The following is an 11,723-nucleotide window of genomic DNA, read 5'->3' as shown; positions in this document are numbered from 1 at the left end:
CCCCCCCCCCCCCCCCCCCGCCCCCCCCCCCCGGCCGCGCCCCCGCCCAAAAAAACCCCCCCCCCAAACCCCCCGCCCCCCCGCGGGTGGTGGGGCCCCCCCGCCCCGGGCGGCGCGCCCACGGCGCATCGGCTGTTTGATCACCTGCCCCGGCGCTGCGAGAGACGGGCTTGGCTTGGTCGCACGCTGCTCGGACATTTGCGTCACCACCGCGAGCCGGCCCTCGTCATTTCGCGGCCTTGACGAATGACGGGTCGATCATCTGCTCCGGCGTCACGTCCGCCTGAAGCAGCCCGGCGTTCTTGGCGGCTGCCTCGACATCGGCGAATGTCTTGGTGGAAAATTCGCCCGTCAGCGCATCCTTGTTTTCGGCGAGAGTATAGTAACGCACGCCATCAAAGGCGGTGTTCAGGTCTTCGACGCTCGAACCAACCGCCTTGGAGATGATCGCCCGGCCGTCGGGCGTGTCGGCATTGTAAGCCTTCAGGGCCGCATCCCAGGTTTTGATCATGGCAAGCACCTGGCCGGGACGCGACTTGATCACCTCATCGCGCACCACCAACACGTCACTGATCAGGCCGGGATCTTCGCCTGCGGTGAAGAGCAGCTTGACGTCCTTGTTCTGTGCCCTGGCCGCGGTGAGATAGGGCTCATAGGTAACCGCGACCGGGACCTGGCCGGCGATCAACGCACTGCCGGCATCCGCCGCCGGCATTGGAACCGGCTGGACATCGGCGATGGACATGCCGTTCTTGGCGAGCGCGTATTTGAGCAGGATGTCGCTCGTCGTGCCTTCCTCGAAAGCCACCTGTTTGCCCTTGAGGTCGGCGACGGAGGCGATGTCCTTGCCGGCGATCATGGCGTCCGCCGTCATGCTGACGTCGAGCAGAAGCACGATCTTCACCGGCAGGCCGGCCGCAACCATGCCCATAGCCGTGTGGGTCGCGATGTTGGCGGCATCGAGCTGGCCGCTCGCCAGGGCGGCGTTGATGTCCTTGTCCTCGGCGAAGTTCACGATCTGCACGTCGGACAGCCCGTTTGCCTTGAACAGACCCTTGGCTTCGGCGACGTGCCACTGGCCGTAGCCAAGCCATGGCTCGATGCCTATCTTGAATGTTCCTGCCTCAGGCGTCGCCGGAATTGTCGTGTCGGCCGCGTAGACCGCCGGGGCAAACCCGACGGCAGCAGCCATAACGAGTGCCCGAAATTGTCCTGCTAGGTTACGCATCATCTTGTTCCCCTTGATGATCAGGCCGCTTTTTTGAACCAAACATCCGGCCTGGTGAGAATGCGGGCTTCTGCTCTTGCGGCACCGTGCCTCGGCATCTTAGCTGTCCGTTCAACGAAAGTGCGACGACACTTCAACGTCAGCAACAGCGGATGTCAAGGCTAAATACATACATGCATATACAAGTTAGCCCCCCTCCTTCCGACTCTGATTCGCTTCACTGCGATCAGGTTTTTTTGGATGGAGAATATCGACTGCCAAGCGAGTAGCGGCTGCCAACGTAAGTCAGCTTGCTGATCGTGGCAACGACGGCGCCCGTCCATGTCCGGCGATGCAGAAACAGGCAGCAGCTGCCGACGTCGATGCCCAGATACCGCGCCGTCTCGGCATCGGCAGGGGTCGCCGAGATGATGTGCTCGACCTCCGTCACGGGGGTTTTCTGCATGAGGTAGTCGTAGGTCGCTGTCTTGGAAAAATCCTGCTTGTCATAGTCGGGTATCAGGCCCGGGTTGACGAAGCGCTCTTCCAGTTGCACAGGCAGGTCGTTCTCGAAGTTGACGACGATGGAATGATAGACCGACACGCGCTTTGCAAACTCAAACGAAAGCGCGAGCTCCTTTGTCGGCGTGATCTTTTCGAGGACGATAACCTCGGAGCGATGCCTGTTTCCCCGCGCGACAATTTCCGCCGCGATGTTGTTGATCTCGATCAGTGCGGATTGCGGTCGAGGCGGCGCGATGAATGTGCCGACGCCCTGGAGCCGGATCAGAAAACCCGCAGAGGTCAACTCCCGCAAGGCACGATGGACCGTCATCCGAGACACGCCGAGTGTCGCCACGAATTCATTTTCGGACGGCAGCTTGCGGTCCTTGCTCCATCGCCCCGTTCCGATATTCGTCAGGATGTAGTCCTTGACCTTCTCGTAAAGAGGGCTGGCGGTGTCGGGCAAAGTGATCATTACAAAAATCCTTTCCGGCAAGGTTCGGAAATCACACGCGCCCGGCAGACCGCATCCGGATGATTGTTTTCAAGCCATCGCCCTGTCCCGCCAACAACCGCTTATAGGCTGCGGGAACATCATCCAGGCCGATCTCCCGGTCGATCAGTTCGACCATGGGCTCGGTCAATTCGCCGAGCATCCGGATGGCGTCGGGAAGCTCATCGGCAAAGGCGTGGCATCCCAGCAATGCGATTTCGCGTTCAACCAGGATGTTGGGATCGATATCGAGGCGGCCGTGGAATATGCCGACCATCGCAACGGTGCCGCCGGCGTCGAGAACGCCGAGCAACTGGCCGAGTGCTGCGATGCTGCCGGTCGCTTCGATGGCAGCGAGCAAGGGGGCATCCGCGGTGGCGGCGGCGATGGCGTTCCGGTTCAAATCGACGATGCTGTCGCCGGTGACCCGCGCCACGCGGGCGCAGCGGCCCTGATTGCGGTCGGCGACGAGCACGGTACCTGCGAATGTCCGGGAAAGCAGCAGTGCGGCAAGCCCGCCAATGGTCCCGCAGCCGACGACAAGAACGGAACCGGCCGTTTTCGGCAGACGCCGCACTGCGTGCAACGCTACAGCGAGCGGCTCGGCCATCGCCGCGACCCGTTCGTCAAGCACGGCATCGACGATGTGCAGGAGGCGTGCGGGCAGGACCGCCTGTTCAGCAAATCCGCCGTCGCATATCTCGCCGACAAAGCCCAGCGACGTGCAAAGATGCCGCTTGCCTGCATGGCATTGCGCGCATTCTCCGCACCAGAAACGGGAATCGGCGACCACTCGGTCGCCAACACCGACGGTATCCACGCCCTCGCCGATGGCAATCACCGTGCCTGTCAGCTCATGGCCGGCCGTGGAAGGCGATCGGCTTATCCATTGGCCCGTGCGGAAGTTGTGGAGATCGGAACCGCAAATGCCTGCGGCATCGACCCTCAGCTTCACCCAGCCTGGCTCGGGAGCGCCTGGCGCGGCGATATCCTCGACGCGCAGGTCGCCGGGTCCATGGAGCCGCGCCGCCCTCATCGTCATCGTTTCCGCTCAGCCGGCGAGATAGCGATCGCGGATCTCCGAAACCGCGTTCTCATGCGAGCTGAATCCTTCGTAGCGGGCGAGCCTGCGGGCATGCAGGGCGAGTTCCGGATAGGCCGCCGAGGTCACATAGCCGACCGACGATCTCTTGACGAAATCCGTCACGGAAAGCGGTCCAAAGGTTCGCGCCCACCGGCTGGTCGGCAGCACCGCATTGGGTCCCAGGACGAAGTTGGCGAGGGTCACCGGCGTATGCGGACCCATGAGGATCTCGGCAGCTTCCGTGATACGTCCGAGATGCGCAAATGGCTCCGCTGACAGAATCTCGAGGTGCTCCGGCGCATAGTCGTTGATGAACCGGTAGCTGTCCTCCAGCGACTCGGTCAGCACGATGCCGCCGCGCTTCCCAGTCAGCACCGCGCGTGAGAACTCCACACGCTGTTCGCTCATCCTGGACCAGTGTTCCGGTATCGCAATCAACGCGGCTTCGGCGACCTTGCGGCTGTGCGTCACTAGGTAGGCCGAGGAATCCGGCCCGTGCTCGGCCTCGATCAACAGGTCAAGAGCGGCCAAGCCGCCGTCGACGCTGTGATCGGCAAAAATGATCGCTTCGGAAGGACCGGCGGGGAGACCTGTGTTGATGATCGGGGACAACACGCTCTTTGCCGCCACCACCCAGGGGCTCCCCGGCCCGACGATCTTGACGGCAGGCTTCACGGTCTCGGTCCCATAGGCGACGGCGGCGACCGCATGGGCGCCGCCGCACTTGTACACGGTCTCCACGCCGGCGATGCGGGCAGCAACCAGCGTCGCGGCGTCGACGGAACCATCCGAAGTCGCAGGCGTCACAATCGCGATCTGGGGAACCCCGGCAATCACCGCCGGAACCGAGGTCATCATCGTCACCGAGGGAAAGGCGCCTTTGCCGCGCGGCACATAAAGCGCAACGGAAGCAATCGGTGTGTATCGGTCACCCGCATAGGCGCCCGGCCGAACTTCCTTGAGCCACATCGTTTCCGGGCGCTGCTCCTCGTGGAAATGCCGGATGTTCTCAATGCCGAACCGGATACTCTCCACGACATCCTTTTCGACCTTGTCGAATGCCGCGTCGAACTCCGCTTCCGAAACTTTCAGTCCACCGTCGGCAACATCGGCTTTGTCGAGTTCGCGTGCAAACCGGAGCAGTGCCGCGTCACCTTCATCCTTGACGGCCTGAATGATTGGACGGACCTTTTCGATGAAGGAAGACAGATCTCCTTCGGCGCGTTTCAGTAAACTGGCCCGCTGATCGACGCTGAGGGATGACAGGCGGTGGAAGCTGACGTCAGACATGGCGGCTCCTTTTGTTAGAACGCAATTACGATTAGCGCTTGTCGATCACTTCTGGGACACGTCTCCGGCCCTGAAGCCTTCAAATCGATGCGAGAAAGCCTCCATCCACGGGAATGGACAGGCCGGTTATGTAGGCTGCCGCATCCGAAGCGAGGAACACCGCGATTCCGTGCAGGTCCGAGAGATCACCAAAACGGCGCTGCGGAATCTTGGCGAGCATCGATTGCTGCCATGCCTCGTTGCTGTAGAACACGTCTGTCATCGCTGTTCTGAAATAGCCAGGCGCAATGGCGTTGACCCGGATTCCGAGATCGGCCCACTCTGCAGCAAGCGCCCGCGTCATGCCGAGGAGGCCTGATTTCGACGAGCCGTACGGCACCGCCGTGGGAACCCCAACCTCGGAGGTCAGCGAGCAGAGATTGATAATGACGCCGGGCCGTCCGGCGTCTCTCATCTGCCGCGCGGCGGCTTGGGCGCAGAAGAAGGCGCCTTTGAGATTCGTATCGACAATCCGGTCCCACAAGGCCTCGTCGACATCGAGTGAAGGCCGGACCTCTTCCACCCCCGCATTGTTGACGAGAATATCGAGACCTCCGAGCAGGCTGCCGGCCTCGGCTGTCGCCGCCCGGCAGCGGTCGACATCGGTGACATCCAGGGCGACGGCGTGCGCGACCCCGCCGGCGGTGCGGATGGCGGCCATCGTCTTCTCGAGCGAGGCCACGCTGCGCGCCGCGACCGCGACGTCGGCGCCGGCCGCGCTGAGCGCCTCGGCGATGCTGCGCCCGATGCCACGGCTTGCGCCGGTTACAAGCGCCTTCCTGCCTGACAGATCGAAGAGAGATGCGTTGCGCATGTCATCCTCCTTGGTAATGTCGCGCTTGGACCGATCGCGTCGAGACTATCCGAATGCAGCTTATCTATACAAGCATGTACATCATGGCTGTAGTGCGCCATGCGGAACTTTGCTTGTCAGAGCGGCAGCGCATTGACCGACATCGGACCGGTCTACGCGGTTCGCCCCAGCCCATCTGGAGTTCATCGGGAGGGGATAGATGAAGCGCGCAGTAGACCACGACGCGATGAGCGTGGTAGGCTATACCACCCCCTGGAGTGCCAAAGCAGGCCAGCGGATCAACCTCAGCCTGTCATGCGATCGGCCGATAAAGGCCACACGAATTTGCCGGCTCGACAAGCCGGCTCCGGAATTTCTCGCCTGGCCCATCGAAACGATAGGTGAAGCACGGCATCGGCATTTCGACCAGGGGTCGTTCCTGTTCGTGCGAGCCGGCGAACTGGCCAAAGTACAAGCCGTCCACGGCATTCGTTTCGAGCTGTTCCTCACGCGCAACGAAGGTGCGCGCACGATCCTGGAAGCAGGCGCCCTCGGGCTGCGCCTCCGCGACGACGGCGCATTTGTCGTGGAAATCGGTGACGAAACCTTTGTCGAGAAGAAGGCGCCAACTGGTGTGTGGCTCACCGTCGAGTTGGATCTGCGGCAGGATCAATCGCGTCTGCGCATCAAATCCCATGACCGTCTCGCGCCTTACGAACTCCATGAAGGTTTTGGCGGCCCGGCGCGGAACCTCCAGGCGCAAGGCATCCATTTCGGCGCAAGCGCCACCAACCACGAACCTACCCTCAACGCGAAATTTGCTGCGATCCGGCTCGACACCCCACAGGGGACTGTTGCCTGGGATTTCCCGACGCTGTTACCAACGCAGGCGATCCTGACGTCGGGCGGAGCAGATCCGTTGCTCCTCGACGTGATCAATCAGCCAGCCTTCTGCGTGACTTCGGCACGCTGGGACGGATCGAGCTTCGAGCCTCGCTTGGTGCCGTCGCACTACGACGCTATCCATTGCCACGACGACGACATCGGCCCGCTTGAGTGGCCGGTCTCGCACCGCGTGACGATCCCCGAAAACGCACACCCAGGCGTCTACGCGTTCCAGGCCGAATGGGAGGGTGGCTACGAACGCGTGGTGTTCTTCGTCACCTCTTCACAGGTTTCGTCGCCGCTGTTGTATCTCGTGCCGACGGCCACCTATCTCGCTTATGCGGACGAATATCTCCCGGATCATCTTTATGAATGGAAAGGCGACGACCGGGGACATCGCTTCGCGATCGCCAACAATCTGAAATCCCTTTACGACTACCATTCCGACCTTAGCGGTGTTTCCATCTGCTCCTACAAAAAGCCGAAAGTGACGCTCAGGGACGATTACGATTATCCGCTCTGCGGCTGCCCACACAATTTGCCGGTCGATCTGCATTTCCTCCGATTCTGCCACGACAATGGAATCGTGTTTGACGTCATGACCGATCACGATTTGCACGAATGCGGCATAGACGGTTTGCGTCGACATCAAGCCGTCGTCACCGGCAGTCATCCCGAATATATGTCGATCGAGATGGAGCAGGCGCTGCGGCAGTTTGTAGCCGAAGGCGGCAGCATCGCCTATCTCGGCGGAAACGGCTTTGCTGCCACTGTGGCTTTCAAGGACGACCTGATGGAGTTGCGGCGCTCGCCGCTGGAGGCCGGCCGCACCTGGGACGGCCCTGTCGCCGAACAGGCGCTGTCGATCACCAACGAACCAGGCGGCTATCTCCGCTGCCGCGGCCGAGGCGAATTCTCGCTGATCGGCGGTGCAATCTCATTGATGGGTTTCGATGGCGCACGCCCCTTCACGCGCACTGAGGAAAGCCATGAAGCAGGATGCGCATGGCTGTTCGAAGGCGTTGAAAATGCGACCTTCGGCACCGACGGCATGGTGCTGGGCGGTGCCGCGGGCTACGAAGTGGATGCGACGTATCCAGCCCTCGGCACTTCCGCTGACACCGTCGTGATCGCGCGGGCGACGGGATTTCCCGACAGCTTCTTCCAGGATCCGACGCGCTGGTATGAGGGCGGGGATAAGCAACGCATCGCCCGCCGCTGCGCCGAAATGACCCTGCGAAAGCTCGCAGCAGGCGGCTTGATCTTTTCCGCAAGCTCGGTTGCCTGGTGCGGCGCGCTGCCAGCCGCAGGCGCCATGAACGATGTCGGCAGGATCACGCTCAATCTGCTTACCCGCCTCGGTGCGACGAAAGGAGAACCAGGCCGAGAAAAATCGATAAGCTGATTGGCGCCGTTACGGAAAGACCCGTATCCGGTCTTGGGAAATCAAATCAGTCGGCGTGCACCGGCTTCGTCTCACATGCCTCTCGCCACCTGGCGGACGGCAGTTGCCTCAGCCGCAACCAGCCGGCGAAATTGCAGCCCGGTGGTGAAAGTTGGGCGGAGGCCTATGTGGCGAGCGGTGACTTGGCGGAGGAAGTCGCGAAGTTGAAAGCCCAAGAGGGCAAGCCGATCATCGCCCACGGCGGAGTGAGCTTCGCCCGCAGTCTCGTCGCCCAAGGACTGGTCGACCAGCTCGCCCTGATGGTGGCCCCGTGGCGCTGGGCAAAGGCCTGCCGCTGTTCTCCGAACTCGCCGCGCCGATGTCTCTCAAGCTGGTGAGCTCGAAAGCCTTTCCGGGGGTCGCGGTGGCGCAGATTTACCGGCCAACGTGAACAGGTCAGAGAATGTGTGCAGCCAACGAACCGACGAAGTAAGGGCGAGGTATAAATGAATGCGATCCCTTCGGATCGTCGTCGATCGATAGGAGCCTGTGCATGGCGAAGCTTGTGTTCGGAATGATGCAGTCGCTCGACGGCTATGTCGCTGGCGCCGAGGGCGGGCCCGGGCTGCCGATGCCGGGCGAGGCGCTCCATCGCCACTTCAACGCCCATGTGCGCGGGATCGCCGGCAGCCTCTACGGCCGGCGCATGTACGAGGTAATGCGCTATTGGGACGAGGGTCAGCCAGGACAGGACCAGGTCGGGCGCGACTTTGCGGCGGCCTGGCGGGCGCAGCCGAAATGGGTCGTCTCTCGCACCCTGAAGTCGGTCGGGCCGAACGCGACGCTGGTGGACGACGATCTCAAAGGGTTCGTTAGGGCGCTTAAAGCCGAACACGAGGGCGAGATCGAAGTCGCCGGACCGGAGCTTGCGGGTAGTCTGACCGAGCTTGGCCTTGTCGATGAGTACCGGCTCTACTTCCGTCCCATCGTGCTTGGTCGCGGCAAGCCATTCTTCGCCGGCCCGCGGCCGCCGCTGCGTCTCGTGGCCAGCGACCGGGTTGGCGAGGACGCGATCAGAGTGACGTACGTTCCCGCCTGATCACAACCCATCCGACACCCTAACGTCCGTCGGACCGAATTTGAGCTCATTCCTACTCGATTGTTCCAAATCTAGTTAGGCCATTGATATAGCTAGGTTTTTTATTCGTTGCCGCGGAAGAAGCCGAACCCATGGGCCGTCAAAACGTTACAGTCTTGATTTGAAATGGAAAAATAGCACGAAAATTTTTTGTGCCGTTTCGGCATCTATCGAAGTCGATCGCCTTTTCCCGACCCACTTTGGGCAACTCAGGTGGGCTTCACAGCGAACCAAGAAAGTACCGTCACTAACTTTCATAGCACAGCGCGCCACAACGCGACCCGCCGCGGCAGCGTCATCCAAGCGCCATCCCTCTCCGTTTGTAGGTGAACTGGATACCGCTGGCAGTGCAAACTGGACACTCCCGGCAGCATAAACTGGACACCTCAAGACCCACCCGCTCCGAGGACGCGACAGCACGGTTCAAGGTGCAATGTCGCGCCCTCCACTTGCTGAACTTCTTCCCGGAGGGGGCCGGGGGAGGTTGAATAACCTGTGGAAGGCCTGTGGGTCTTTTTGGGACCGTTTGCGGACCGGCCTGAGCCTAGGAATCGTTTTGCTCAACTGCCCCTTCGAGACGGCTGACCGGCCAAAGACGCTCCTCAGGGGAGAGGGGCCCCGCGTTCCGTGGCACCGGCCCGCAACCTTCAGAATATGATAGCCCGCGGCAACCGGAGAAGGGAATCTGTGCTCTCAAACCAGCATCGACTGCTGGGCGGAGATACCCGCCGTCGCGCCATGCGATGTTGCCAGGGTGACCGAGGCCATGAGGGGGTTGGCGAGGTCGCCGGCGGCGTAGATGCCGGGAATGCTAGTTTCGCGGCGCTCGTCGACCTTGAGGGCGATGCCGAGGGGCGTATCGACCGTGGCGATGCCCAGTGATTCATGCAGGCTTGCGGACGGCTTGTTGCGCGGATGGGCGAACAGGATGTCGACCGCGACATTGCGGCCGGTATCGAGATTGACGGTGGCGATATGGCCCCCGTGATGGGCGATCTCGGTGATCCGGCCATCGACGACAGGTATGTTGCGGCGCGCCAGATCGGCCCGGATATCGGGTGCAATGTCGTGACCATCAGCGAAGACCGTCAACGTGTCGGTCCAGTCGTGGTACAGCCTGACATAATTGTGCGACGGCGGGCCGGACCAGACCAGGCCCCAATGCTGGCCGGCGACTTCAAAGCCATCGCAATAGGGGCAGGGTACGATGGACGTGCCCCAGCCCTCGGCAAAGCCCGGGACATCAGGCATCTGGTCGGCAACGCCATAGCTCAGGATCAGTCGCCGCGCCCCAAGGCTTTCGCCATCGCCAGTGAGGACGGAGAAATCGTCGATGGCGCCGGAGACCCTGTCGGCCCGGGCATTGACCAGCCTGATCGTGGGATAGCGCGCCAGCTGCTGCCGCGCTTCGGCCAGGATGTCCAGCGGTGGCTTGTGATCGTGGCCGAGCAGACCATGCGAGTGGCCGGCGAAGCGGTTGCGCGGCAGGCCGGTATCGAGAACGGTGACCTTGCGGCGGGCACGGCCGAGCTGCAGGGCGCCGGCGAGACCGGCAAAGCTGCCGCCGATGATGATGACGTCATCCATAGTGATGGGCTCCGTGTTACGGTTGGAGGGGTGTGGGCTGGGCGTGTCGCGAAATAGCGTCCAGCGATACGCGCTCAAGACGGGCAGCGAGCAGGGCTTCGGCATCGGCGAGAAAGTCGCCCATCACTGTGTTGGCCGGCCGGACGATGCCGCATTCGATATCGCCGGGCGGCCCGGGGAAACTTGATTTGGAGGACAGGTTGAAATCCACCCGCTAGCTTGCACATTTCGGAAACTACATGGTATCGTAATTCAAGAATTAGGATACTGTCAAGGACTGGAATTGTCGTGACCGAAAACAGCCAGGGCCGGCGCGGCCGGCCCGCCAACGAGGCGCTTGGCCAAACGATACTCGACGCCGCTTGCGAACTCTTTGTGGAATTGGGTTTTCAAGCGACGACATTGGACAAGGTCGCCCAGCGGGCGAAGATATCCAAGCTCAGCATCTATCGGCACTTCGAGAACAAGGAGGCGCTGTACAGCGCGGCCATCGCGGCCGGCTGCCATCAGTTGTTTGCACCACAGGCCCTTCTTGAAGGCGTCGACGGTTCGGTCGACGATCAGCTCATGGCGGTGGGATCATCACTGCTTCGCACGCTGTTGAGCTCGGACGTCCGCAGTGTCGAAGCCATGATCATGGCCGACAAGACGAATCAAAAGTCGTTAAGCAAGCTCCATTACGAAGCCGGCCCCGCCCATGTCATCGCCCAAATCGAGGCCCTGTTGCGCCAGCTGCACGCGAAGGCGGTTCTGAACGTGCCCGATCCTCTCCGGTCCGCCCGCTTGTTTGCCGCGCTTTTCAAAGGATCCGATCTCCTGATTATCGCACGCTTCGATCAGGCGAGAGCAGAAGACGACAACGAAATCGAATCCTATTGCCGGTCGGCCGTCGCCATGTTCATCGCCGCGCACGGTGGCAACGACCACGCGGGCGGATAAGCATTTGATTGCTCCGGGCAGCTTGGCCGGGACCGTATCCAGGCGCTTCGTCATATTGGGCCGGCGCGCGGCCGAGCTTGCACAGATCGCGGCACCTCATCTTTCTCCCAACGATAAAAAGACGCTCGCATCTACCGCGGTCCAAGCTCCCGCCTGGATGCGGTCGACGCTTCTCTCCATCGCAGATCCGGCAGCAGTCGGGACAACATTTGATAGGTGATGCGACGGTGCCATCCGACCATGTGCTATCGGGTCCGGAACATCGATCGGTACCGCAGCCAAAGCGTACGCATCCGGTGAAGACCGCAGACGTGCGCATCCGGCAGCCAGGAGAACCTGAGCACCGGAGTGCTGGGGTCAAGCTTTCTTTGGGGAGACGC

10 protein-coding genes and 1 pseudogene are annotated in these 11,723 nt (G+C 61.8%); 4 read left to right on the top strand and 7 right to left on the bottom strand.

Annotated features, from left to right (window positions below; all coding sequences use genetic code 11):
* Positions 1-226 precede the first annotated feature (226 nt).
* The 5 genes from NKI72_RS32500 to NKI72_RS32480 form a co-directional block, all read right to left on the bottom strand.
* Positions 227-1,228 carry an ABC transporter substrate-binding protein gene (locus NKI72_RS32500; RefSeq protein WP_502893732.1) on the bottom strand — a complete coding sequence of 334 codons (1,002 nt, stop codon included), beginning with the start codon at positions 1,226-1,228 and terminating at the stop codon, positions 227-229.
* Between the two features lie 226 nt (positions 1,229-1,454).
* On the bottom strand, positions 1,455-2,186 hold the full coding sequence (gene hutC, locus NKI72_RS32495; protein WP_352502138.1) for a histidine utilization transcriptional repressor HutC: 732 nt from the start codon (positions 2,184-2,186) through the stop codon (positions 1,455-1,457).
* Between the two features lie 31 nt (positions 2,187-2,217).
* Positions 2,218-3,240, bottom strand: a complete 1,023-nt coding sequence (locus NKI72_RS32490) for a zinc-dependent alcohol dehydrogenase (RefSeq protein WP_352851959.1) — start codon at positions 3,238-3,240, stop codon at positions 2,218-2,220.
* Between the two features lie 15 nt (positions 3,241-3,255).
* The gene (hisD, locus tag NKI72_RS32485; protein WP_352502137.1) at positions 3,256-4,578 is read right to left on the bottom strand and encodes a histidinol dehydrogenase; all 1,323 of its coding nucleotides are present in this window, start codon (positions 4,576-4,578) and stop codon (positions 3,256-3,258) included.
* A gap of 79 nt (positions 4,579-4,657) precedes the next feature.
* Positions 4,658-5,431, bottom strand: a complete 774-nt coding sequence (locus tag NKI72_RS32480) for an SDR family NAD(P)-dependent oxidoreductase (protein ID WP_352502136.1) — start codon at positions 5,429-5,431, stop codon at positions 4,658-4,660.
* Between the two features lie 199 nt (positions 5,432-5,630).
* On the opposite strand from NKI72_RS32480, the gene NKI72_RS32475 reads away from it, so the two are divergent.
* The 3 genes and pseudogenes from NKI72_RS32475 to NKI72_RS32465 all read left to right on the top strand — a co-directional run bounded on the left by NKI72_RS32475 (position 5,631) and on the right by NKI72_RS32465 (position 8,778).
* A complete protein-coding gene (locus tag NKI72_RS32475; RefSeq protein WP_352768218.1) occupies positions 5,631-7,700 on the top strand; it encodes a N,N-dimethylformamidase beta subunit family domain-containing protein in 2,070 nt (689 codons plus the stop codon).
* A pseudogene (locus NKI72_RS32470) lies at positions 7,583-7,951 on the top strand (hypothetical protein); the annotation flags it as partial. The gene NKI72_RS32475 and the pseudogene NKI72_RS32470, both read left to right, overlap by 118 nt.
* Positions 7,952-8,232: 281 nt before the next feature.
* Positions 8,233-8,778, top strand: coding sequence for a dihydrofolate reductase family protein (locus NKI72_RS32465; RefSeq protein ID WP_352502134.1), 546 nt, complete (start codon positions 8,233-8,235; stop codon positions 8,776-8,778).
* Between the two features lie 732 nt (positions 8,779-9,510).
* On the opposite strand, the gene NKI72_RS32460 is transcribed toward NKI72_RS32465, so the two are convergent.
* Positions 9,511-10,404 carry an NAD(P)/FAD-dependent oxidoreductase gene (locus tag NKI72_RS32460; protein ID WP_352851958.1) on the bottom strand — a complete coding sequence of 298 codons (894 nt, stop codon included), beginning with the start codon at positions 10,402-10,404 and terminating at the stop codon, positions 9,511-9,513.
* A 16-nt stretch (positions 10,405-10,420) separates the two neighbouring features.
* Positions 10,421-10,615, bottom strand: a complete 195-nt coding sequence (locus NKI72_RS32455) for a hypothetical protein (protein WP_352502132.1) — start codon at positions 10,613-10,615, stop codon at positions 10,421-10,423.
* Between the two features lie 77 nt (positions 10,616-10,692).
* Between NKI72_RS32455 and NKI72_RS32450 the strand changes: the two genes are divergently transcribed.
* Positions 10,693-11,343 carry a TetR/AcrR family transcriptional regulator gene (locus NKI72_RS32450; RefSeq protein ID WP_352502131.1) on the top strand — a complete coding sequence of 217 codons (651 nt, stop codon included), beginning with the start codon at positions 10,693-10,695 and terminating at the stop codon, positions 11,341-11,343.
* The last annotated feature ends 380 nt before the right edge of the window (positions 11,344-11,723 follow it).

This window comes from Mesorhizobium sp. M0437 (assembly GCF_040321335.1).
Classification (GTDB): Bacteria; Pseudomonadota; Alphaproteobacteria; order Rhizobiales; family Rhizobiaceae; genus Mesorhizobium.
The sequence above is the reverse complement of the archived record's forward strand: the minus strand, read 5'-3'. Positions and strand labels throughout refer to the sequence as shown.